General features: G+C 48.2%; 22 protein-coding genes. 7 read left to right on the top strand and 15 right to left on the bottom strand.

From position 1 onward, the window contains the following. Positions 1–5: 5 nt before the first annotated feature. Positions 6–227 (bottom strand): hypothetical protein, encoded by a 222-nt coding sequence (locus tag ACAW75_RS23730; protein WP_370731261.1) that lies wholly within the window; start codon positions 225–227, stop codon positions 6–8. Between the two features lie 77 nt (positions 228–304). Here ACAW75_RS23730 and ACAW75_RS23725 point away from each other — a divergent pair, with 77 nt between their 5' ends. Continuing rightward, complete coding sequence (locus ACAW75_RS23725) at positions 305–1,021, top strand: DUF4198 domain-containing protein (RefSeq protein WP_370731260.1); 717 nt, start codon at positions 305–307, stop codon at positions 1,019–1,021. 23 nt (positions 1,022–1,044) lie between these two features. On the opposite strand, the gene ACAW75_RS23720 is transcribed toward ACAW75_RS23725, so the two are convergent. Together ACAW75_RS23720 and ACAW75_RS23715 are read right to left on the bottom strand one after the other, a co-directional pair. Further along, positions 1,045–2,124, bottom strand: coding sequence for a PepSY-associated TM helix domain-containing protein (locus ACAW75_RS23720; protein ID WP_370731259.1), 1,080 nt, complete (start codon positions 2,122–2,124; stop codon positions 1,045–1,047). A 16-nt stretch (positions 2,125–2,140) separates the two neighbouring features. Then, positions 2,141–4,516: a TonB-dependent receptor gene (locus tag ACAW75_RS23715; RefSeq protein ID WP_370731258.1), complete on the bottom strand. Its 2,376-nt coding sequence runs from the start codon at positions 4,514–4,516 to the stop codon at positions 2,141–2,143. Positions 4,517–4,841: 325 nt separating this feature from the next. On the opposite strand from ACAW75_RS23715, the gene ACAW75_RS23710 reads away from it, so the two are divergent. The 3 genes from ACAW75_RS23710 to ACAW75_RS23700 all read left to right on the top strand — a co-directional run bounded on the left by ACAW75_RS23710 (position 4,842) and on the right by ACAW75_RS23700 (position 6,112). Further along, entirely contained in the window at positions 4,842–5,195 is a 354-nt protein-coding gene (locus ACAW75_RS23710; RefSeq protein ID WP_370731257.1) for a four-helix bundle copper-binding protein, read from the top strand. An 11-nt stretch (positions 5,196–5,206) separates the two neighbouring features. Then, a complete protein-coding gene (locus ACAW75_RS23705; protein WP_370731256.1) occupies positions 5,207–5,791 on the top strand; it encodes a Dps family protein in 585 nt (194 codons plus the stop codon). 183 nt (positions 5,792–5,974) lie between these two features. Next, the gene (locus tag ACAW75_RS23700) at positions 5,975–6,112 is read left to right on the top strand and encodes a hypothetical protein (protein ID WP_370731255.1); all 138 of its coding nucleotides are present in this window, start codon (positions 5,975–5,977) and stop codon (positions 6,110–6,112) included. A 223-nt stretch (positions 6,113–6,335) separates the two neighbouring features. Here the strand turns inward: ACAW75_RS23700 and ACAW75_RS23695 are convergent, their stop codons facing one another. The 5 genes from ACAW75_RS23695 to ACAW75_RS23675 form a co-directional block, all read right to left on the bottom strand. After that, entirely contained in the window at positions 6,336–6,722 is a 387-nt protein-coding gene (locus tag ACAW75_RS23695; protein ID WP_370731254.1) for a hypothetical protein, read from the bottom strand. A gap of 96 nt (positions 6,723–6,818) precedes the next feature. Then, positions 6,819–8,156 carry a hypothetical protein gene (locus tag ACAW75_RS23690; RefSeq protein WP_370731253.1) on the bottom strand — a complete coding sequence of 446 codons (1,338 nt, stop codon included), beginning with the start codon at positions 8,154–8,156 and terminating at the stop codon, positions 6,819–6,821. Between the two features lie 2 nt (positions 8,157–8,158). After that, entirely contained in the window at positions 8,159–8,617 is a 459-nt protein-coding gene (locus ACAW75_RS23685) for a QcrA and Rieske domain-containing protein (protein ID WP_370731252.1), read from the bottom strand. 17 nt (positions 8,618–8,634) lie between these two features. Continuing rightward, a complete protein-coding gene (locus tag ACAW75_RS23680) occupies positions 8,635–9,858 on the bottom strand; it encodes a di-heme oxidoredictase family protein (protein WP_370731251.1) in 1,224 nt (407 codons plus the stop codon). 99 nt (positions 9,859–9,957) lie between these two features. Further along, positions 9,958–10,344, bottom strand: coding sequence for a DUF8478 family putative metalloprotein (locus ACAW75_RS23675; RefSeq protein WP_502918602.1), 387 nt, complete (start codon positions 10,342–10,344; stop codon positions 9,958–9,960). A 115-nt stretch (positions 10,345–10,459) separates the two neighbouring features. Between ACAW75_RS23675 and ACAW75_RS23670 the strand changes: the two genes are divergently transcribed. Then, positions 10,460–11,065 carry a YceI family protein gene (locus ACAW75_RS23670; RefSeq protein WP_370731249.1) on the top strand — a complete coding sequence of 202 codons (606 nt, stop codon included), beginning with the start codon at positions 10,460–10,462 and terminating at the stop codon, positions 11,063–11,065. A 179-nt stretch (positions 11,066–11,244) separates the two neighbouring features. On the opposite strand, the gene ACAW75_RS23665 is transcribed toward ACAW75_RS23670, so the two are convergent. From ACAW75_RS23665 to ACAW75_RS23650, 4 genes are all read right to left on the bottom strand, one after another. Further along, a complete protein-coding gene (locus ACAW75_RS23665; RefSeq protein ID WP_370731248.1) occupies positions 11,245–12,312 on the bottom strand; it encodes a sialidase family protein in 1,068 nt (355 codons plus the stop codon). Positions 12,313–12,583: 271 nt separating this feature from the next. After that, positions 12,584–13,312: a LytR/AlgR family response regulator transcription factor gene (locus tag ACAW75_RS23660; RefSeq protein ID WP_370731247.1), complete on the bottom strand. Its 729-nt coding sequence runs from the start codon at positions 13,310–13,312 to the stop codon at positions 12,584–12,586. Beyond that, entirely contained in the window at positions 13,312–14,721 is a 1,410-nt protein-coding gene (locus ACAW75_RS23655; protein WP_370731246.1) for a sensor histidine kinase, read from the bottom strand. The genes ACAW75_RS23660 and ACAW75_RS23655 overlap by 1 nt, the downstream gene beginning before the upstream one ends. A gap of 69 nt (positions 14,722–14,790) precedes the next feature. After that, positions 14,791–15,861 carry a GNAT family N-acetyltransferase gene (locus ACAW75_RS23650; RefSeq protein ID WP_370731245.1) on the bottom strand — a complete coding sequence of 357 codons (1,071 nt, stop codon included), beginning with the start codon at positions 15,859–15,861 and terminating at the stop codon, positions 14,791–14,793. Positions 15,862–16,114: 253 nt separating this feature from the next. Here ACAW75_RS23650 and ACAW75_RS23645 point away from each other — a divergent pair, with 253 nt between their 5' ends. Continuing rightward, positions 16,115–16,333 carry a hypothetical protein gene (locus tag ACAW75_RS23645; RefSeq protein ID WP_370731244.1) on the top strand — a complete coding sequence of 73 codons (219 nt, stop codon included), beginning with the start codon at positions 16,115–16,117 and terminating at the stop codon, positions 16,331–16,333. Between the two features lie 229 nt (positions 16,334–16,562). Here the strand turns inward: ACAW75_RS23645 and ACAW75_RS23640 are convergent, their stop codons facing one another. Continuing rightward, a complete protein-coding gene (locus ACAW75_RS23640) occupies positions 16,563–17,801 on the bottom strand; it encodes a tyrosine-type recombinase/integrase (protein ID WP_370731243.1) in 1,239 nt (412 codons plus the stop codon). 312 nt (positions 17,802–18,113) lie between these two features. Here ACAW75_RS23640 and ACAW75_RS23635 point away from each other — a divergent pair, with 312 nt between their 5' ends. After that, positions 18,114–21,854: an anti-phage protein Upx-like protein gene (locus ACAW75_RS23635; protein ID WP_370731242.1), complete on the top strand. Its 3,741-nt coding sequence runs from the start codon at positions 18,114–18,116 to the stop codon at positions 21,852–21,854. Between the two features lie 210 nt (positions 21,855–22,064). On the opposite strand, the gene ACAW75_RS23630 is transcribed toward ACAW75_RS23635, so the two are convergent. Together ACAW75_RS23630 and ACAW75_RS23625 are read right to left on the bottom strand one after the other, a co-directional pair. Next, complete coding sequence (locus tag ACAW75_RS23630) at positions 22,065–22,556, bottom strand: lipocalin-like domain-containing protein (protein ID WP_370731241.1); 492 nt, start codon at positions 22,554–22,556, stop codon at positions 22,065–22,067. A gap of 27 nt (positions 22,557–22,583) precedes the next feature. After that, the gene (locus ACAW75_RS23625; RefSeq protein WP_370726205.1) at positions 22,584–23,555 is read right to left on the bottom strand and encodes a replication initiation protein; all 972 of its coding nucleotides are present in this window, start codon (positions 23,553–23,555) and stop codon (positions 22,584–22,586) included. Positions 23,556–23,970: the final 415 nt, after the last annotated feature.

Below are 23,970 nucleotides of genomic sequence, written 5' to 3'. Positions count from 1 at the left end.
GGTAATCAGGCTATCGGGTCCGAATGCTCTTTGTCGTGACCTTCGGCGTGATGCTCGGCAGCCGCGTGCGCGTGTTCGTCGGCCAGACTGTGCTGACCGTAGGCCATGTAAGCTGCATGAGCTTCCTGTTCGTGTTCGCCAGCCTCATGAAGTTGCTGGGCTTTCTCGTGATATTCGGCGGCTTTGCGGAAGTGGTAAGCGGCCTCTTTGTGATGTTCGTGTGCCATACTAAACGTTGGTATAATGAGTATTAAATTTACAACTGTCTGATCTGTTCAAAGTTCACTTTTTTCCATCAATAGCCATGAAAAAATCGCTTTCATCCCTGCTTTTGTTATTGCTCCTTCCCCTGCTGACCGAGGCCCACAGCTACTGGCTCGAACTCAAAGGTTCGGGTAAGGTCGGCGAACCGATGACGGTACAGTGCTACTTCGGCGAACTTGAAAACGGCCTGCGCGAAAAAGCCGATAAGCTGGGTGGTATCAAGGCATTCACAGCATCGGTGCTACTGCCCAATGGCACGTCGGAACCGCTCACCCTCTTACCTGCTGAGAACTGCTATCAAGCGCAATTCATACCTAATCAGGCGGGAACCTACCAGGTGCTGTTAGTCAACGATACCCGTCCCGTTCAGGATTGGACGAAGCACAATCTTGGTATCGTGCGTCCGCGTGAATACCTGCGCGCTATCTGTCAGATCGGTGGCGGAATGCTGTCGGCCAAACCTGTTTTTTATCTGGACGCAACTCCCGTGAGTAAACCAGTAGCGGGTAAGGCAGCGACCGTTCTGATTACAAAGGATGGTGCCGCCTACGCCAACGCACCGGTCAAACTGACAATGCCCGATGGTAAGCAGAGCAAGCTAACCGCCGATGCCAACGGTCTATTGACGCTAACTCCGACCGGAGCCGGGCAGTACGTCGTGGACGTGGACTTCATGGACAAAACGCCGGGCAATTACCAGGAAAAAGAGTACCAGGCCGTGCGGAATAAGATGGCCCTGACGTTGGCCGTAAACTAAGGCTGTGGGAAAATTCGCCCTTACTAAGTTGCCTGTGTATTCAGTGTAACCGATACTCGTTTACGAGGCTTTTTGATTCGGCGGTGTTTACCCCGCCAGAACAGAAAGCCCGTAATGGGTAAACTGGCAGCGATTAACCCCATTAGAAATGCCCAGCTTTTTCCCCACAAGCCCAAAATGCGGCCTGTATGCAGTTCGTAATCCGACCCCCAGAAACGGGCCGGTAAACGCGTGGCCTGGTATTGCTTTGCATCAAGCAGCCGGGCCGAAGCCGGATCAAAAGTAAACGTGCTTTCGCGTCGCAGGCCCGTGGTGGGGTAGGTTATCACCACCCGCAGTGGGTTCAGGCTGTCTTTGGGCAGGTTGATCCGCACCGTCTCAAACGCATCCGTTTTCAGCATCGACGAGACGGCGGCATCCACAACCGTTGCCGAGGCCAGTTTTGCATACACAACCTTCTTTCCTTTTTTCTTATCCCCGTGCGAAGCCATATCTAAGCCGGTAACGGCAATGAGCAGCAAACCCGGAATGGCATAAAAACCCAGCACCGAATGTAAATCGTAGATGCGTTTGGCCGACTTGGCCCGCCATTTCACCGTGAAAGCCGACCGAAGCTGCCGCCACCGGGCCGGGAGCCAAAGCACAAAGCCCGACACCAGCATGACCAGAAAAATCCAGGTGTTCCAGTAGATGATTCGCTTGCCCGTTTCGCCCAGCAGCAGCGTCCGGTGCAGTTTCAGATTGATGAGCAGCCAATCGGTCTCCAAATTCCGGTTGGCAATGAGCTGACCCGTGTAGGGATTGGCGGTCAGCATTCGTTTGTCGGCGGTGAACACCTGCACGGCCCGGCCCGGTTCGCCGAAGAGCCGAATCTGGTTTAGTTTCGTGGCCGGTTCGGCCTTGTTTACGGCTGCCATCACCCGGCTGGCCGAGGTTCGGGGCGCAGCCTGCGGGGAGACAAAAAGCTGTTCGCGCTGGGTAAGATACCGGATTTCTTCCTCAAACGCCCACACGCAGCCCGTCAGGGCCACCACCACCACGATTACCCCCGACCCGATGCCGAGAACGAGGTGTAGTTTATGGACAATCTCTCTTATTTTCATACACTTGTCGACGGCTTTACCACCGATAATGAAGCGTGAGCATCGCCCGCCGGCCTGTGCCTTTGATGTAATCTGAAGCGCGGGCGGCCCACTGCGAAATGGCCGGATAATAGTCGGTGTTGAGCAGATTTTCGATGCCCAGACTCAGCCCGGCTTTGGCCGTTAGCTGATACGAACCGCTGACATTCAGTAGCGTATAGGCCGTTACGGGAGCCTGCGCGTAAGCGTAGGTGCCGTTGGCCGCCGGGCTGAACCGATCCCGGTTGCCCGCCGTGAGCGCGTTGAGGGTCAGACTCAGCCGGTTGTTGGGCTGCACCCGCACGTAGGCGGTGGTTTTGGGCGCACTGATGCGGTCGCCACCGAGGTAGGTTTCGTAGTCGCCATCGGCATTATTGTCCGACTTTCCTTCTAAGTAGCTGAAGGACCCGCCAACGGCCAACCCCCGAACGGGCGTAACATCAACGGTCACTTCGTAGCCCCGAATGCGCTCCGGTGCCCGCACGATCTCGAATACCCCGCTTGGCAGTGTTCGGTACGATGCCCCCAACTCCGAGCGGCTTTCATACACCGCCAGGTCGTAATGCACCCACCGGCCCACCTGCCCCGATACCCCCGCTTCGTAGTTGTTGACGATGATGGGCTTAGTCTCCAACTGCGACACGATGGATTTCTGGGAGGTTCGCAGGATTCGACCCAGTTCATTGATGGAGAACGATTGTGAGAACGCAGCAAACGGCTGAAACGCCCGCCAGCCCGAATAGCGCAGCCCAACGTTGCCCACAAACGCCTGATAGTCAAGGGTACCGCCCTGAACAACTACGCCCCCGTCGTATTTTTTGGTGGTTGCATTGTAGGTTTTCAGGGTCGTAAAATCAGAGACGACCACGCCGAGATTCTCGTACCGCGCCCCGGCTTTCAGGGTCAGGTGTTGCCGGAAATCGAGTTTAAGCTGGGCAAAGGGAGCCGTGTTGGTCATGTTCATGTCGGGAGTCCAGAACCGGCCATCTTGGAGTTTCTGAGCGGTCTGGTCGTTGAGCAGGTCCAGGCCATACAGCACCTCACCAGCCAATGAGCTACCCAGCGCGAAGGGTGTGTTCAGATTCAGCCGAACGCCTTTTTTGTCCGAGACGATGTTCGACTGCCCGCCGTTCTCGAAAAACTGTGCATCGTAGCCATACACCGTCCTGAAATTTTGCAGATACCCGATTACCTCCGCGCTCGTACCCCCCAGGAGCCGGTCAAAACTGTAGCGGAGCGTGGCGTTGTGGTTGTAGGGTGTTCCCTGCGGAGTGCCTGGCAGTTCGCCCGTTGCCGGAATGCCGATGGTATGGGTTTTTCCGTACACGCCCAATTGGTCAATGTACTGCAAATCAGAACGTGAGCCGTAGTAGTTGTACATGGCTTCGATCCGCTGCCGGGCCGCGATGGTATAACCCGCTTTTACCAGCATATTGGAGGTGGTCATCTGGCCAGTGTTGTAGAAAGCCGAAACCGGCAGGCCCGTCGCGTCGCGCATCAGGCCCGTGCGTTCGAGGGTTCCGTTCAGCACATAATCGAATTTGCGGGTACGGCCCATAAACTGCTGGCTCAACCGATAGCCCATGGTTTGGTCTGAACTGCCGCCGACCTGCCCTGTCAACCCCGCCCAGGTTTGGGCCGTGAATGGTTTATCGGTACCGGCCCGCTTCGTGATGTAATTGATAATGCCGCCATCGGCTCCGTTGCCATAAATCGAGGTCGCGCCTTTGATCACTTCAATACGCTCAATGGCCGAGGGGTCAATGATACGGAGGTCGCGCCCGCCGTTGCGGAGGGGGGTTGACTGCGGCACCCCGTCGATGAGTACCAACACCTGCCGCCCGCGCAGGGTTTGGCCGGTGTTGGAGGTGCGGCCTGTACTGAGGGCCAGCCCCGGCACAGTGTATTGCAGGATGCTGGTAATGTCGGTGTTGATGGCGGTTTGTTCCTGAATCTGCCGCAGGCCCACGATAGTCATGGCCGAGGGAACCTCCTTCACGGTTTCGGGTTTGCGGCTGGCCGTCACCACCACTTCTTCCAGATAAGCTGCTCCCGGTGTCAGCTCAATTCGGGCAACAGTGGTCGATTCGTTGGCCCGCACCGTCACGGGCCGGGTGGCCTCGTTAAATCCTACCGCGCTGACAGTCAACTGGTAATCTCCTGCCGGTACGTTCGACAGGGTAAACACACCCGATGCGTCTGATTGAGTGCCAAGCCGAGTTTTCAGAAGCGTCACATTAGCAAATGGAGTGGTAGTGCCACCGATTTGCCCGGTTTGGGCCACAGCAGTCAGGCTTACTAAAAAGAGGCTAAGTGCGACATAGAGGTGTTTTGGTTGCCGAGAGGCTTGATGTTTTGCCGGATTGACGTGCATTTGCAAAGTTTGTTTTGTGCCTTGGCGGACGGACGAATACCTCTCTTAAGGTCATTCTATCATCCGTCACGCCGAGGACTTGAGAAAATCAACACGGCAAAGTTAATTCTTATTTAGACTGATTATAAAATATGTGATTCGTTATTTTTAAATTTTCTAAATAAACTCGCTGCTTGTTTGCATGAAGATTACTCGTAACGAATGTCATACAGGCTATATTAGATGCGAGTAGGGTACAGATTTCAAGCTTAGTCAGCCGTAGAATCAGATTAACTACCAAACTATTGACGCATCAGTTACTGCATATAACAAAACCTCAACGACGATGCACCAACATAAAGACGCTCAGGATGACCAGCTCATCCAAACCCTGATTGATTGCGCCCGCGCCTGTGAATATTGCGCGACGGCCTGCTTACAAGAACCTGAGGTGCAAATGATGACCCGCTGCATCGCCCTCGACCGAGACTGCTCCGATATCTGCTTTCAGGGTGCCCGATTGCTGGAGCGTAATGCCGAAATCGGCCATCAGTTCTTAGTCATCTGCGAAGAAATATGCCGGTTGTGCGCCGATGAATGTGGCAAGCACAATGATGACCACTGCCGGGAATGCGCCGAGGCTTGCCGTAAATGTGCCGATGCCTGCCATCAGCATCATGAAAAAATCACTCAGGCATAATTCCGCGACCAATGGCAACTACCAACCAAAGCACCCGCCTGGCTGAACCCCAGCTTCATCAGAAAGGTAAGATTTTACAGGCATTCGATACAGTGCTGAAACGAGTGCCTATTGCGCTCGATGAGACCATTCGTCAAAGCAGTGTGCAGGCACTTAATCAGATTCTGGCCGATAGCATGACCCTACGCGATCTGTACAAAAAGCACCACTGGCAATTGGTTGGCCCAACGTTCTATCAGCTTCACTTGCTGTTCGATAAACATTATGAGGAACAGGCCGAATTGATCGATGCCATTGCTGAGCGGATTCAACTATTGGGCGGGTTAAGTGTCGCAATGGCTGCTGATGTGGCCGAGATGACTAAGATTCCCCGGCCTCCCCGTGACCGGGAAGAAGTACCCGTGCAAATATCCCGTTTGCTGGATGCCCACGATTTGTTGTTAGCCCAAGTCCGGGAAGCTGCTAAACAAGCCGACGAAGCGGGAGACGATGGCACAAACGACCTGCTGGTTAGTCAGGTGTTGCGGACAAATGAGCTACAGGCTTGGTTTGTGTACGAACACGTTGTGGACACACCGTTAACGAAAGCGGAATAAGTGATGGGCGAGTGATTAAACAGCCACTGGATTGTTTAATCACTCGGAATGAAGCTCTATACCGTTGCATTTTAATCAGCGTAGATTGTGCCTGCCAACAACACCCGCTAACAGCCGGTCATTCTGAAGTTTGGGTAAAATTGTTCTCTCGCTGACAGGGGCGCGGTAAATCTCATCCCCGTAATGATTGTAGAGGACAAAGGTGCTTTGAGTAGCTCGTGGTACGATCAAATACAGGACAAATACTTCCTGCCGTTCGTAACGGGCCTGATGCATTTCCCAGCCACCACGGGCCGCGTAGGAACGAACGTCAGCGATTAAGTCATTGAGCTAGCGTAATTGCTCGACTGGATAGTCACACCAGTGTGCCGACGACGAAATCCGTAATGGCTGGCAACTGTCCAGGCTAAAGCTACTAAGCCAATTTTAGTTAATCGTTTGTAGTAAAGGCCAGCCATTGTCTAACACAGAAATAGCCATTTTGATAGGGAAAGTGTCAGTAAATCACAACTATAACCAGGTTGAGTGAGTACGGGATAAGAAATTATCGTGCAGCCATAAATCGTCCCGGATGAGCGGCTAAAAGCCGGTCGTTGGTAAGGGTAGTTACCCAAGTCGAGTCGGCTCCTTCGCCCCGCCCGACTAGTTCGCCGTAGTGGTTATAGAGCAAAAAACCACGTTGTTGACCACAATGGCGGCACAGGTGCAGCACGAACACTTCCTGACCCCGGTAACGGGCCTGATGTACCTCCCAGCCATAATGGTAAGAAGGCCAGGACCGGGCGTTCTGAATCATCTGATTTAGCCAGCGTAGCCTGCGAGTGGGTTGATCGCACCAGTGTCGGTGCGGCCTCGGCCCAGGTAGGTTAACCGGGTGGTGCTGGCCCTGACCAATGGTCAGGGCCAGCACTATACAGCACAGTAGTTTCATGGTAACCGGGTTTAGGAAGATGCATAGCTGATACGTTGAGGGACAGGCAGGATATTAAATTGGGGGCTATGACGCGCAGGTTATAGCCCCAACCGCTTAAAAATACGTTGAAAAGCCAAATTGAAATCCGGCCGTGCGGGCGGGGGGATTACCAAGTAAATCGGTTTGCCAGTGGTATCGGTAGTTAGCCCGGATCACCGTCGTGGGCGAAGGTCGGAAGCTGAATCCCGGTACAATAGCCCACAGATCATCCCGCAGCGGATCACCGGTCTCAGCGAACGTACCCACGTTGTAATCGACCCGTTCCACGCGCAGGGCCGCATTGACGACCGCTTTTTTCCAGCCAAACATCGTCTTCTTCACCAACGGATGAACGATGTCAATCCAGCCCCCCTGTTGCATCCGGCCAAACTGCTGGGTATAGGTGGCGGGTATGTCGATACTGGCCCACACAAATTCGCTGTTGATGAACGTACCGGTGGGTAGCGTCGTATTGAAGTCCAGTGCCCACACATCCACACGCCGACGCTGATCCAGCACCAGCCCATCGACCTGGAATTTATTGTACACGCCCCCCATCCATGATAGGCCAATTTCGCCTAATTTTCGCCGTTTAAAGGCCGTTTTGAGTGTCACCAACGGCACCCCGTTAAAGCTTTCATCAAAGCGGTCGCGGTTCGCTTTGGTGGCGGGCAGAAACGTGCGGTTCGCGGTATTGGCGATGATCTGATCGTCGAACCCGTTGGTCAGATACGCTTCGTAAGCCCACACCCAGTTAGCCGTATATTTCTTGCCATATAACCCAAACCCCACGTTGCTCCAGGTCGAGGGGATAATGGTGACCGACGAAATGGGCCGGTCGATGAATTCCCACTTGGGGCCGTCATGGTTCTGGTTAAAGGAGCCAATCGGGTTCATGATGATGCCTCCGCGCAGATTCAGCAGCGGAGTCAACTCAATATCCATTGCAGCAAACTCGATGTTGATTTCCTTCGTGCCGTCCTCGAACTCGATTTCGGAGAGAAACTTGATGCGCCGGTTGATGCTCGATGCCAGGAAAATAGTCATCCGGCGAGCCTGGAACGAAAGGCCATCGGTTTTGCCATTGGTTTGCATATACTGGCTGTTAGCTTCCAAATAGCCACCAATCGAAACGGGGGCCTTCGTTGAGGTAAGGAACGGCCGGTCATACGTAGCATCCATGTTGATCTTGAGCGCACCCTTCTCTTGCTTGCCCTTACGAAGCGTCGAGTCACGGTAGAACAGGTCGGCAAAAGCCTTGGGCATGGGGGTCGAATCTGCCGGCATCGGCTTGGTCGCGTTCAACGCCGAAGCAGCCGTAACCGAGGTCGAAACGGGTCGGGCCGCGTCAGGCTGTGCATAAGCTGCCAGTGGTAGCAATACGTACCCAATCAGAAAATAGAGTGTCTTCATAATTAGGCGATGTTAATGTATATATACTGATCGTCGGTTGTCACGTTGTAGCGTTTTAAGCTATCCTCGGCGGGGCCTTCGGTTACCCGCCCATCGGTATCGTATTCGCTGCCGTGGGCCGGGCACGACAAGTATCCGTCGTGGGCGTTGAGGTCGTTGCCCTGATGGGTGCATTGCATGAGCACCGCCGTGTAATTATCGCCCCCGACCCGGCGCAGGTAAATCGGGTGGGTCTGGTTTTTCATCTCGACCACCATAAACGGGCGTTGCCGTTTACCGTTTGAGTCAAGGTCAAACTCCTTTTTGCTAATCTGAATCGCCCACCCTTTGATGCGGGGGGCCTGCGCGTAATAGACGCTCGCGCAGCTCGTCAGGGCGGCCGTCAGCACCGACGTACTTAGGCAGGCCATTCCGCAGGTTTTCAGGAAGGCCTGCCGGTTTAGTGTTACATCTTTTTTCATGGCGAAAAGCGGTGAGGTTAGAGAGAATCCAGGAATCGAAGCAGCTTACCGCGTTCGGCTTCAGCCAGTTTGGTGTATTTTTCCACGCTGCGGCTGGCTTCACCGCCGTGCAGCCGGATGGCCTCGTCCACGGAGTGAGCGCGACCGTCGTGGAGCAGAAACACCCGTCCCCCCTGTGAATTTTGCGACAGGCCCAGGCCCCACAGGGGTGGTGTCTTCCATTCGGCGGTTTTGGCCATTCCTTCGGTGTAGCCGTCGTCAAGGCCCGTACCCATATCGTGCAGCAGCAGGTCGGTATAAGGTGAGAAGGTACGGTTAGCCAGCGCGGCCACGTCCGACTGCTCTGTTTTCCAGTCGGGCGTGTGGCATTTGCCGCAATCCAGGCTTATAAACAGTTGCTTCCCGGCCACCACTATCAGGTCACTGGGGGTACGTTGCACCGGCACTTTCAATGTTCGCAGGTAAAACACTACCGCGTTGACTTTCGCCGACGATACCTCCGGGTCATCTGCCGCGTCGCCGGCCTGCCCCGACACCGCATAGTTTATGGGGTCTTCCGAATCAAACTCGGAGGTAATTCCCATATCCTGCTTGTAGGCGTTGACGGTCTGGTGCAGCAGGTCAATGGCGGCCGCCTTCTTGCCGAATCGACCGACGTACCTGCCATTCTGTTCCCTGTGGAACCACTGCGGTTTGAAGTAACCAGGGGCATGAATCCAGTTGGGTACGCCTGAAATTCCATCCCCATCCCGGTCGGTCGGGTCGGCATTAGCTAGGATCTGCTCGTCGGTAAGAGCAGCCAGCAAGCCCAGGCCGGTATTGGCGGGGGGGGTAAACTTAGAGAAGGGCGCACCCGCAGGCAGTAGTTCGGCGACATGGCCCGGAATAGCCCGGTTCTGGAGTTGCGGCCCGCCCTGCCCCATGAACTTATTACCCGTATCGTCATGCTGTCCGAAGCGGGTGAGCGTGGTGAAGGGCGTTCCCTTACCATCCCCAGCATGGCAGGAGCCGCAGGAACTGGCGACGAAAATAGGCCCTAAGCCTGTTGCGGGCGTGAAAATATCGCGGTTGAAAGCGGCATCCCCCAGTGAGAACCGGGCATTCTGTTCTGGGGTTAACTCGGCAATTGGCCCGTCGAGCAGGGCATCGTCGGCAGGAGCCGCTGGTAGCAGTGCCTCGCAGGCTACTACGCCAAATACGACTGCCAACAGCAGCAGATACAGTAGTGTTATCTTCTTCATTAAAAAGCAGAAAAAAGGTGAATACAACGGCACAGCATCCCCCGGTCGTCATGGACCAGTAAGCAACGCAGTGCCGAAAGCAGACCCCAAGCAGGTCTGTTAATGCCGGAGAGAGAGCGAAGAGGGCGGGCCGCGTAGCGTGGGCCGGGCCAGAACGACCGTTCGTACCGGGGATGTTGGCGCAACAGGAACGGAACTGGTGATAAAGCGCACCCACAGTAGCAGAAAGGCAATTAGCAGCGCGAATGTGGGTACGAATGCTGCGTTGCTGACCGCATCCAGCAGGAGCAATTCGTGGGTCGTGTGCGGATTAGCTGATAGCGGACACGATTTACTGAAGAGGTTGTAAGGATGCGCGTGCGTGACAATCTGTCCGTTGGCCAGGCGGTGGGCATGACGGAACACCACTGAGTTGATTTGCATCAACATAAGTAGTCCCAGCAGGAGCCGGGCAATCCGTTGCTGTATGGGCGCGCTTGCTAACAAGTTGCGTTTGAAGCCTTTGGGTGCAATCTACGGAAAATACGTATAGGTACAATTTCGGCTTTGTTTCTACGTTAACCTACATCGCATTAATCACCATGTTCGTATTTCTTCTGAAATGAAAATTCCCTATCAACTGGCAGCTATCTTACTCTTCATCATCGGCACAATGGCCGCGCGTAGTAAACAAACAATGTACGCGGACACCTACAAAGTGGATGTGTCGAAGAGCAGCTTGCACTGGAAGGCCAGGAAGGTGACGGGCGAACATACGGGTACGTTGAAATTTAACGAGGGCATGCTGACTTTTGACGGAGGCAAGCTGACAGGTGGCCAGTTTACGTTCGATATGAATAGTATCGTCTGTTCCGACTTAACTGATCCGACCTACAATGCCAAACTGATCGACCACCTGAAATCCGACGATTTCTTCTCGACAGGCAAGCATCCGATTTCCTCCTTTACGATCACAAAGGTGATGCCTAAGGGGGCCACCACGTATCAGGTGACGGGCAATATGCGTATCAAAGGGATTGCCAATGCTGTAACGTTCCCCGTTAGGGTGAAACAAAATGGAGCCACAGTAGAAGCGGAGGGCAAAGTGACACTCGACCGCACCAAATACGACATAAAGTACGGCTCGACATCTTTCTTTGACGCCCTTGGCGACAAAGCGATCTATGACGATTTTGATATTGAACTGAAACTACTAGCTAATCAATAGGAGGCACCTGACACCATTAATGCACCCAGGCCTGCTTTCGTTGCGCTGAGATTTGCCGCAAAATGGCGCAAGGTGCCCATAACATGGTTGGTTAAAAACATCAATTTCTGATAGCCCATTAATGCGTTCAAACACGTTGATGGGCTTTTATATGATGAACAGTCTTGGCGGTAATGTGCTTAATCGAGGGAAATGTAGTTCATTAAAACTTGCCCTTCTGCTTCCCAAACACATATTGCTAACTTGCTGGTAAGTACAACACTTGGGATCTGTCCTTTACCAAGGGAAGTCGGTTCGCTGCCATTGAGTTTAAGCCAAACCGTACCGGCTTCATCCCAAGCTAAAGCGGTCCCCGATGAACTAGAAGCGGCTGTCACGTTCCGACCCGTCGATACGGCTTGTTCAGCTTCACCCGGTCGGCACGTGTACAAGGTGTTCTCCCTTCGCCAAACGGTAAGGGGTTGGTTAGGTTTCGATGAGTTGGTTGCAGTTAAAATGACTGACCCGCCGTCCATCGGGCATGCATTCAGCTTCCATGTACCAGTTCCCATTTTTTGGGCCGGAGTAAATGTCTCTCCGTTATCAGTTGAATGGGCAAGGTATAGGTCACGGGAGCCATGGAGCCAGTTGCGAAACTGAATGTAAACCTCGTCCTGTTTGGCTGCTATTGACACTTTGCAGCACTCACAGACAGTAGCATCCGGTGAGCGGTAGACGACCCGATTGGCCGACCAGGTACGTCCGCCATCACGAGAAGTAGCCATTGCAATTTTATTTCGTTTGTCTTCGCGCAGGTCGAGCCATGTTGTATGAAAGGTGCCTTTTTTTGCACCTGCCACGGCCTGAAAGCCTTCTTTGGCAACTTCCGGCACATCATTAATTCGCACGGCAGGAGACCATTTGCCACTTTGCCGGTCAAGTGAGTACGCAAACACGTTACCCGCTCGATTTACCGCTGTAATGACGACATATTTTTCAGTGACTGCTATTTGTGGCCCCCGTTTAGCCCCGGCTACCAGTTGAGGTAAAGTTGCCACCACAACCGGGTTATTAAACTGAATGGATTGCTCATTAGCTACTGCATAGTAGATGGTTGAATCTTGACTATAAGCCAGATGCACTGTACCCTTTACATCAGTCGCTAGAACTGGAAGGTGTCCGGTTGCTATTTTCTGAGGGTTATCTGGAAGCTGACCATTTTTAGTGAAGCCAGTTAGGAGCAGGAGCGTAAACAGAAAATAATGCATAACTAAAAATACTTTAAGGATACTGTACTGTTTCAGAGCAATATGCTAAAGAGTCAAAATTGCTAAATACATACTGCGCTCCAAGTCGGAAAACGACATGTTCCGTCGCAATAGCATACATCAGTAAAAGTATCCAGGCAGCACTCCGAATTGACTAGTAGAATACAATCTTACTGATGGTTGTACGAGTCATCGTGCTGGTTTTAAGTGTGTGTAGCGTACCCCTTGAAGAGTGGTTATTGCTGCCGAAGGTTCACTCAGAGCGGTTAGCTTATTTTTTCATAACCTTATTCTCGATGGAAGTGATAAAGTCTTTTCTGTACGTGTCGCCAATGGGTAGTTCCTGGAGCTTGCCCTGCCTTCGAATGCAGATCGTGTCTTTATTGATCAGTTCTGCTTTGTTGACAGGAATAATGTACGATTTGTGGATGCGGACAAACTTATTTTGGGGAAGGCGTGCTTCAAGATCACTAATCGTTAAAGGGGAGTTGAAGCGGTTCATTTCGGTATAAAACCAAATACCATTGCGTTCACTCTCAATCCAACATAAATCGTCAAAATCCAAGCGTTGTAAATTACCATCGACGCGCACAAAGGTGTATTTGTCAGTCGATGTGGTATCTTCTCTACTGATAATACCCAGCACCTGTTTGGCGCGGTGTATGGCCTTCGTGAATCGCTCGAATGAATAAGGTTTATGGAGGAAATCAATCGCATTATATTCATAGCTCGGTGAAGCGTATTCGGGGTATGCCGTGGTAAACACATAGTGCTGGGAATCGCCCATTATGCGTATAAAGTCCAGCCCATCGAGTGCATAGTTGGGCATCTCCATATCTAAGAAGATGAAGTCCACTTTTTCCCGCTCCAGATATAGGAGGGCATCGTTCGGGTTTGTGAAATAAGCCTTAAGGGTTAACGTAGGTACTTGTTCAATATACTTACGGAGCTGATTCACACAGATTTCCTCATCATCAAGTATTAGGCAGGTCATAGCCATTAGCTGTAAATAGTTAAGTTACAAGAGAAGGTATCATCTGTCTCGTTAATTTCGAATGTATACTTCTCGTATGCGTGTTCAAGTCGCTGGCGCGTATTATTAAGCCCGATATTATTACTCTCAAACCGCTGCTTTTTATTTTTCAGGTTTGTTGTGAAGAAATCAATCCGATCATCCATTGCTTTAACATCAATAACGAAGGGGTAATTTGGATCAGTCATATTTCCGTGCTTGAAGGCGTTTTCCACTAAACCAATTAGAAGAAAAGGTAGTATGTTCTTGGATTCCACATCGCCGGTAACGGTGAAATTCATACTTATAGGATAGCGAAGCTGGTGAAGGCTAACGAACTGCTTCATGTAATTGATTTCCTCAGATAGCTTGGCCGTATTGAAATCTTCACGCATGCTGTATCGCATGATTTCAGACAGCTTAATAATAGAGTCAGCCAGCTCGGGATCAACTTCTTGTGACTTGATATAGAAATAGTTTAAGGTATTATATAGAAAATGCGGGTTTACTTGGGCTTTTAGTGCCTTTAGTTCGGTACTTAATGTTTCTTGCTGTTGCAACAGACGTCGTTCTTCAGCGAGTTTAGTGGCCTCGATCGCATCTTTTATGTCGTCGGTAACCTCTGGTATTACCTTAAAAAGGTCGAGTGCCACACCGGCGAAAAAGTACGCAGTGGCGGTAGCTACACCGATAAAAATGATCCAGGTATTGAAATAGCGCGACGCTTGGGGCGGATTGAGGTGATTGGCTCTAAGAATAGCCTGTCGGTTAATCGCCCAGCCCTGTTGTTGATCCAGCGCTTTTTCGTAGCGAACGGATTCCGCCGGTGTGAGGTAGTTAAAGCGATACGTGTACCCTAACCTTTCAAAGGTTACCCATGTCAGTATTGCAACTACCACAACTGACCACGTAAGCATGGCCGTCCTACCCAGGATTAGTGCAGCCAACACAATAAGCGAGTGGGCAAAGGCAAAGTCAGTCAGCAACGAATCTGTCGAAGGATTACCAATGCCTAACGTATTGACCACACTCAAACACATCACTGAAACAACACTCGTCCAGCGTAGGGCCTGGTCAATGCGCGAGTCGCGTCTTAGCATGGAGGAGTCCAGCCGTTTCCCAAATACAGTTAAGCGATCTCCTTTTAACGTAATGAACGCATAAACTCCCGAAATAAGGTTGGCAATTCCTACAAAACCGTAGACGAACCATAACCTGTAGTCAGGTACATAGGAGCCAGTGGCCAGCTTCTCGCTGATCAGAAAGATTGGAGTTAATGCCAGGTACGTGATGTTGATCACATACAGTAGTCGTCGCTGAACGTTGGAAAAGGGTCGAGTCAGCTGCTGTCGGGAACGTTCGAGTAATTGTTTTAACTGCGTTTCTTTTTGATTCATTATATAGCGGCTTACTATTCTTGAATTAAATGGATAATGTATCACCCGCTAAAAGACAATGAGCACGGCTTACGAATAATCGAAACTGGATACATAGGCTGGTGTTCTACTTAATTCAACTGTTGAAGGAAGGCCAACCGCTTTGACCATAACGTGCGTAGTTACGCCAGGCTGAAACTGGCTAAGATGACCCATGTTTGGGCTATTAAGCAATTGGTTGAGGGGGTCTTTATGATCAATCTGCCACATAGCAGTATGCATCTCAAAGTGAGACAGTACGCTTTCCAGCAGAACAGGTAATAGTTCGCTATGGCTTTCCTCAATGTAGACGCCTTCCAAGGCTACAAATGACTGTCTTTCTGGATTGAAGAATCGCCGTAGGCCCGGCACCAAAGGGGCGACATACCGGATAAACGGTCCCAGCTTACCCGGAACATGGACTAATTTCCAGACGATTGGGTTCGCCTGAACCCCTGCCAGTATGCGTCCGTTTTCTTCAAGGACAAAGTAGTTGTTGTTATAATTGATGTTCAGAAAGTTTTGAAAACCGTAGCCTGCATACTGACTTCGGACAAGATTCAGAATCTTATCTGTGTCATTTGATGAGACCACTTTAAAGCGGACATCCTTCTTGGGTGAGAAACGCCTGAACATGAATGTTCTAAGCTTCGCTACAGACTCAAAACTTTCGCGCATCGAAGCGGCCATTGAACGGGTGTTTTTGCCTTCGATATAGGAGTAGAACAGGTATGGTGCTGAAACGTTTTGTCTGATATAATTGATAGCGGTTGTTTTCAGAAGCTGCCCATATCCTTTGCCCTGAACATCGTCACGAACGGCCAAGTAACGGCCGTAATAACCAGAAAATGACTCGCCGGGAAAGCCCACCGGACGTTGATCCAGGCAGTACAATCCAATCAATTCCTGCTGCTGGTAGAGATGGAAAAAGTAGGGATTATACAGTTGGCTTATTTTAGCTTCTTGGCCGGTTTGACAGTAGCGTATGCCTTCTGTGCCATAGGTAGTATGTTGAAGCAATGCAACGGCTTGTTTGTCTGCGACAGTTGATACACACAGTCTTAAGGCGGCCTCTTGGTATAATGTCGTTTGTCCTGAAGCTGTAGAATGATTTGATTTCACAATGAATTTTACAGAAGGTAATCTTAAATATATCTAATTAGTAGAGTAATTGGTTTATTTTGGGCCCACCTGCCAATTGCTCTCTGAGATATAAATGGCGGTTTGTCCTTGAGAATATCCTGTTTGTCCCGAAATCAAACCGGGTTGGCACGGTAGCCGTTTGATAAATTTATTTGTTTGTAAACTTGCTATACGCTTGTAGCATGTGCTGTTTGAAAATGTTGACTATTGGGCTACACTAGCGGTGAGAAGTATGCAAGTTTCTGAACCGACCTATTTGTTTACTATTGCCTCTTTACATCAATTATCGCGTGATTTGGCAAAATCCAATTTTGTACCCACTAATGCTCAGAAAGTGATTCTTGAACAGGCTCTGCAACTCCTTGATCTGGAGTTGGGCTTTCAAACTTCTGAACATCCTGATTTTTCAGTAGCTCTTAATCAATGGTTGGCTCTACGGAATGAGAAATAAGTTGTTCACCTTTTTTAAAATGGTACTGAACCTGACATCGATGTTTGATTACTGAACGCTGCGTCGATGATAGGCATATTGACTTTAGTCTACAGTAAGATGGCTGACTCTGAAAGCTACATACTTCTGTAGTAGATTTTTAGCTACAATGCCAGAGTGTAAGGCGCGGTTCTGTGGTTCTGTACCCAATCTTCCATCGCTCAAATCAGCCTGGACGAACTAGGAATGTTCAGTCTGGCATTTCCTGAAAATACGTTCTGAGAGTCTTCTTCTTGGTGTAAAACTGGGTTGTTTCCATGGTTTCGTGGCGTAAGTGCTGCTGCACATGTTCCAGGCTAACCCCTTCCTCTAGTAAAAGCTGGCCTACTGTATGCCGTAAACTGTGAGCCGACATGCCTGTTCGCTTCAGACCGTGCTTTTTAAGTTGCTTATCCACGATGTATCGTATCTGATGGGTTTTCAAGTCAGCGAACAGATACTCCCCGCGCCGACCATGAGGCTGGGGCCAGCGGCCCGTTTCTTCCAGATAGGCTTGCAAAACATCCCGACATCCGCCGAAAAATTTTATGGATTTCTTAGTGCTTTTGCCTTTGCCCAGCACCTGTAGCTGATGCCTCTCGAAGTCCAAATCACCCAATTTCAGACGGGTTACTTCGACTGTCCTTAACCCCTCCAGCCCCAACAAGACAAGTACTGCTTTATCCCGTGTGGTCTCCACTTCTTCCAAGATCTGTTGCCTTTCGTTTGCTTCCAGGCTGTCTTTGTAGAAGGTTCGCTCAATAGCCAGTCCCCGCACGTCGTCAATATCGCGCAACGCATTGAGCTGGTCCTCGCCTAGCTTGAGATCGTCACGTCGGCGAATGCACCAGGTTGCTAACTGCTTGATGGCCGACAGATACAGGTTGATAGTAAAGGCTGAGTACTGGTTGTCTTTCAAGTGCTGCACGAAGTCGGAAACCACCATCCCACTCAATGAGACAGAATGCCCTAACGAATTTTGTTCGTCAACATAAATGAAGAACGCATTGAGCGCTTTCGTGTAGGTTTCTTTGGATCGATCTCCACGTAGGCTCTTCGCTTCGCGAATGAATCGCAACACGAGCTGGTTGGCAGCTGGTGGAATTTTGGTGGTCTTGGGGTCAGCCACAACGGTGGGGCAACCGATAGTCTGATAGAATAGCAGGAACTTACGGATGGGTGATACCCGGTTGGGAGGTAGACTCGTGGTAAACCGGGTAAAGCTCAACCCGTCGATGCCGAAACCTTCTGTTAAGCAAAAGTCTATATAAGCCCTTGCGTGCCGGGGATAATTACTCGACTTGGGTAAGTCAGCCCCAAAATAGCGAATCAGCTGACTGACCGTGTAGCGGGTAATCGTTTTGCTGACGGCTTGGCTTGCTTCAGGAGATTGCAATCGCTCAGGTGTATTTGCCATAGGATGCAAGTTGGAAAAATTTATCTGTTTCACCAATTCTCGCAAATGAGAATTTGTGAGACGGTGAAATCATTGAATACTTGTTAACAGATCTATTCAATAGCGTTTGCTCTATATGGAGTATGATTAGGTTTCTCAGATGTTTTCGTTATAAACGTTAATATCTATAAAGTTACTTCATTCCAAAAAGTAATGAAGGTGTAAGAAATAAGGAATCAAGCTAGCGATTGAACGATTCTGCTTGTCAATAAAAAAGGTATTCAACTTACTTTAGATTTCCTTCTATAGCAGGAATCAAGGTAATAACTCAAGCGTTAGTGTTAACGTGTATTCCCAAACTATAACATGAGCGAGAAAATAGGACGAAATGATGATTGCCCTTGTGGTAGTGGCAAGAAATACAAGAAATGCTGTATTAGTTCGGGCCGTACGTTTGATATTACCCAGGCTCAAGAACGACCGCCTTCCTTCTTCAGTCAATACAATTCAAGTGATTTATTAAAGTCGTTTGCAGGACTCACTCTTCTTCACCAGAATCACGGGAAAAATGTGAGGTTTGAGGAGCTCTCTAGAAGATGTTTTAATAGCTTCAACGAGTATAAACCGGCTGTTCCGTTATCTGGTTTAGAAGCATTTCTAACCAATAACTATCCTTCCCACTATCTTGAAGATCCCGTTGTTAATTTATTTACAGATCTGCTGACCTTTTATGGAGGAGATTATATTATTTTCCCAGGCATTACAGAAGGTGGAAGCTATGTGCTTTCTAAACTGTTGACCGCTATTTTCATTTGGCCAGATTCAGGTATACCAGCTCAATTTAAAACTAATTGTCTGCATGCTTCGCTTCTGATACTTACTATTTCCAATAAAGTTGCAAATCGTCTTGGTTATAGGCGATACGAATTTGAGAAGGTTGAGAATGAACCCATATTCGTCCCATCTGCTCCGAGGCTTGAAGAATTAAAAGCAGCTATCATTTTTTCAGATAGCGAAATGCAGCAGATTCTTCATGAAGAGAACATAGCATGGGAAGCACTGGACATGTTTGTGCTTGATATAAATGACCCTGATTTGGCGAACGAGCAATTAGAAGAAAGTCCATTGCTCACGAAACCAATTATCCACCACAATGGAGAATATATAATTACTTCCCCAGCAACGCTAAGCTACGCCTTGACAGAATTCATTCGCTCCCAAGCCAGTCTATCAAGTGTCCTACCAACTGTTAATAATGCATATCACGATGTTATATGGAACTATACACAGCTGCATTTGAAGCAGCTTGGTTTTTCGTTAATTGAGATACCTGCAATTTCTGAAAACAAAAACCCTGCAATTAGAGAAGCTATCTATCGCTTTGATGATGACAAGCTTGCCTTTGTGCAATATTTGACGTCAAGTGAAGTAGCCCATGAGGAAAGAAAGACACAAATTATTAACGATACTTTAGCACAGCCTGCATTTTCTGGTCATCAGTTCATGGATATCAATTTGATTTCATCTATGGGTGGAGACCTATTCTGCATGTATGGCGGAATTGAAAATTCTATAAGTATTGGGATGCAAATTTATGATTTTGATACGCTGGTTAAATTAAAAGAATATAATGCTATCGATCTTTGGAACTTCGCTAATGCTAAAGATGTCCAAATGCCCGACGGCAGTATGGTAGGTGCATCTTTTCTTGATTTGTTCAAAGTATACAAGGACAATGATGACTCCTTTTATATTTCAGATGATGCTGCAGGTATGATGCTCCATGTCGTACCAGGGTATGCCGGGAGTCTATATCAAGAAGCCAAAACTCTAACGGACGAACATTCGGTTACACGATTGATCGAGGGAGAACTGGTTAAAATACCTGTAACTCGCAAAGATAAATATGCTCCAATCTATTTGTCCGTTGATGAATTATCTGGAGGGAATCTGAACTTAGCAATTGAAGGGTTTCCTCAGCCGGTTTGGGCTTATGCAAATAAAAATTCACTAGACATACCTGCTGAGGCTAGAGGTCTGTATTTTGAAATGACTGACGCTATTGCCTATTGGTTATGGCAATGTCAGGATTTTATAACTGCGGAATTAGCGCTTCTCGATTCAACCCCAATTTCATTCACATTCGAGTTTGAACAGGAACATCGCTTCAATCCAATAGAGCGAAACTTTGAAAGAGACACGGCATTAGCCAGCCACTTTACAGTTTCTCTCGAAGGTAATACCATTTCAATCTCGATACCTCCTTCTATTATACCCTACCTGTATGGTGCAGATAATGAGGGAGAAAGAGAATTGACCCGGCAGCTTTTACACGGAGTTAACCTACTCTTAGATTCTAAGCAGATTCCATTGATTGAGGAAGATAGAATCAATGAAATTGTTGATCAAGCAGCGCCACTGGGTGTCAAGAAAAAGGTCTTTATTCTTGATACCGCTGACCACCTACTACTTGATCCTTCTCACTTAGAGGACCATCGATATATCCAAGACTACAATGTCAATACGGTATTGAATAGCCTCGTTCCAGGCTTGGGGGCCTTATGTCCACCCGTGGGAGATGTAACAGAGAAAGCAGTTAAGACAAAGCTGACAAGAGATATCGTCATGCGCGTTTTACTTCCAAAGCTCCAAGTAACCATTAGCCAATATCCGAATGAACCACTTCTAAAAAGATTAATTAGTCTGAATGAAAGCCTTATCCATACAAGGGAGGAATTAAGGGTTAAAACGCCCACAAGAATCGCCTGCTTTGTATCTGTAGAACAGCAGATTAGTGATTTAAAGGAAAGTCTTGCAAAGCTCAATCAAACAACGATTGCAGTAAGATGCCTTATTGAGCATCTTGCAGCTGAACCTAGTTCAGGGAATAAAATAATTAGTACTACTGCGATAGATGAACTCATCGCTATTATGGACGCCATTATTGATTGGGGCTCGATAGGTGATCAAATAGATTATGACCTTTTTAATATTGAGTTGAGTGTACTTGCTTCTGGTAGAATCGGTACATCAAAGCAACAATTCAATGAAACTTTTGACCCCTATCATGCCTCCAAAGCGAGGGAAAATGTTCTTGATGCTTTGGATACGTTTGAACAAGTATTTCCTCAGCAAAACCCCATTAAAGGATCATCCGTACCAAAAAGCTTAGACAATGCTTTTTCTGAAGAATTTGGGATCTCGTTTACGAGACTGTGTGAAGTAGTCAACGACTTGGGAATAATTGCCTATCAGCAGCCTTCCGCTTGTGCCATCATACAAAAGAGTGTTTTATTTACTGAAATAAATAAACATGATCACACCTATTCAAAGGAAGAGTTTGATACGGCAATCAATTATTTAAGTATTACTAATAGAGGGCTTGCCAAGAATGTTCCTAAGGGATTTGATCACTTCGATATTTCTCCCTGGCGTTTCAACAGAAGGTTATCACTATTGCGCAAGCCATTAGTATTGGTTGACAATCCAGACAATCCTGATAATCCAACTGTGTACTGGGGCTTGAGACAACTTCTTTCAAGCAGAATGTATTGGTATGACCAGTGCATTACCAATAGACTTAGAGTTAGTGAGGATGGTCCAGTTCAAAAAGTACTTGGCAAATTGGCTCAGCCGAAGGGTAAAAAGCTGGTAGAATCAGTTATGACTGCCTTTAACTCCGATGATCTTATAATTGATTCGGAAGTTCCGATAAACACAAAATCAGATCTTAGACATCACAAAGACATTGGGGATGTTGATGTCCTTGTAATCGACAAATCCTCAAAAACTCTCTATAGTTTAGAATGCAAAAGTATGGCTCCAAGTCGAAACATTAAAGAAATGATCGGAGAAGTTGATAAACTATTTGGAAGTGATTCTGAGAAAGGCTGGATTGAAAAGCATGTAGAGCGTGACGCTTGGCTAGCAGGTAATTTAGGCCAAGTCAGCTCAAAGTATGGACTAAACCTTTCAGATTATTCTGTGAAATCATATTTTTTAACACAAGAAGATATGCTGACACCTTATTTAAAAACAAGGCAATCACCTATACCTTTCGTTACGCTTTACAATGTAAAAGAACATGGCTTAGCAGCATTTAATTAATGCGTTATCGCAAGCTCTAATCGTGGCTATCTTGATGGATCACTTAAGGCTGAAATGAGCAATTGTTTTAGTAGACTTTTGTGATAATGAGGACTTATGCCTTAGGCAAATTAAAAACGTTGGTTCATTTTTATAAAAGCCTTTTAACTTTAAAAAAACGTGCTCTCACAAAATTGAGCCTGTTGAACAGGACCATGACAATTGACTGACTTAGCGTTTTGAAAGTGTGATCGTATACAAATGAGTTTTCCCGTCAAATGGGGAGTTGTACTCTGTTCGTTGCCACACCATAGTCTGCGCACTTTGTTCCGTCACGGTGTAGGACAGCGCATCGTAATTACCCTCCACGCGTAGTTGTCGACCGGTTGTACGCCAGTTCGCTGAGGTAAATCCGAAAAGGCTGTTCAACCTATTCTGACAATCCGCCGAGGTTGTGAGCTGTAATGCGCCGTCGGCCGCAAATTCGTACCGGGTTGGGCCGACACAATCTTTACCAATGTTTTGCTGATATAGCTGGAGAACATCTGTGGTAGTACCGTAGGTGGGAGAGGTAACCGCAGGATCAGCTGTAATTGTGGTAATCTGCCAGCTACCGACTATCTGTGCGGAGTCGATTGCTGGCCCGGCATTCTCTTTTGAACAACCGGCTAGCAGAATCAAACACAACAGCGTGCTGGCTCTTGGTAGTGTCAATCGTATCATAATCGTTGAGTACTAAATTCACTTAACTCACTTGGTAGCCGCAGCTTTCGGTTTTTTAAATAAAATGCCGGCGATGTACCTGGTTGGATTCGTCTTTACATCAATGAACCCCTTCTGGATCAACACGTCGAGCCGAATAAATTCTTGTAGCAGATTCTCATTACTAATGATTTCACGTATCTGGGCACTGGTAAATCGGTAATGTTGTAACAGAACTTGGGACGCTTTACTCTGAAGCTCTTCAGTCGGCTGAGCATACACCATGTCCATTTCCTCATTGAAGGCATCAAACGCTTTGTTGTCTTTACGAGACTGCCTCTTTATCGTAAAGATCAGCGTGGTGATAAAGCGGCCTTCTCTCTTTTCGGTGACGAAAACTTCGATATCCGTCTTCTGGTTGATTTCTTCCATCGCCCGAGCCAGTACGGTCTGCTTGAAATTGGACCAGCGAACGTACTGTTGGGCGTCGAGGATGTCTTTCAAATCTGTAACGCTAACCCGCCAGATGCCTGTATCGAGGAACTTACAGAGTCTCGTATATAGATTCTGAGCGTACTGGCTATTAAGAGACAAGGCTGCTTGGAGTTGGAGCTTGGTATACCCCTTACTTAAGTCAATCATGTACGGTACCAAGTGCTTATTGACCTCAACCGTTAATACACCTTTACTATAGCGAGCCATTGGAAAAACGACTACTGAGGTAAACTCGTGCTGTGCAGGGGAATCAAGGTATAGTTGCCTGGATGTAAGTCGCTGAGCAACCCGCTTGTAAGTCGAGTAATTTACTTCGGACGACGAGTTCGGTAACTGTAGATCAGTAATGGGAATCTTGAATGCCGGAAATTCACTTGGAAGGGTTTCGACTTCAGCGGGCCTCAAGATCTGGAGCTGCTTAATGTGCCTGAGTATCAGCCAATACACTCGTCTTTCTAGTAAGTCGAAGTTATTTCGAGACAATAATAGCCGGAGCGGCTCTTGAATATGGACGAGTTCTCCCATGTCATTAGCTGGTAAGTCTAGCTCAAAAATATGAATAATCGCTATCAAAGCAATATGGTAAGCACCTATCTTGCTTTACGGTACCCCGTAAACCTACTTTTGTATTGCTTTATTTAGCTATATATTTGATTATGAAGACTTTGCGTTTAATTGGCTTTGTCAGTTGCACTTATCGAAATTTAACGGGCAATATGTTACACATATTGTTATCAGGTATTAAAAATGGCAAGTATATAATTAATTGGGATTCATATTTAAAGCATCATAGCTGTATATCTTTCTTGCTTTAAACCTACTTCTATCTTGCTCAAATCTACTTCCATCTTGCTTAAAAGGTCAATTGTGGATACTTCTGTCTTGCCTGAACCTACTTCCATCTTGCTTGAACCTACTTTCATCTTGCCTAAACCTACCT

It is taken from the genome of Fibrella arboris (assembly GCF_041321095.1).
GTDB lineage: Bacteria > Bacteroidota > Bacteroidia > Cytophagales > Spirosomataceae > Fibrella > Fibrella arboris.
The sequence above is the reverse complement of the archived record's forward strand: the minus strand, read 5'-3'. Positions and strand labels throughout refer to the sequence as shown.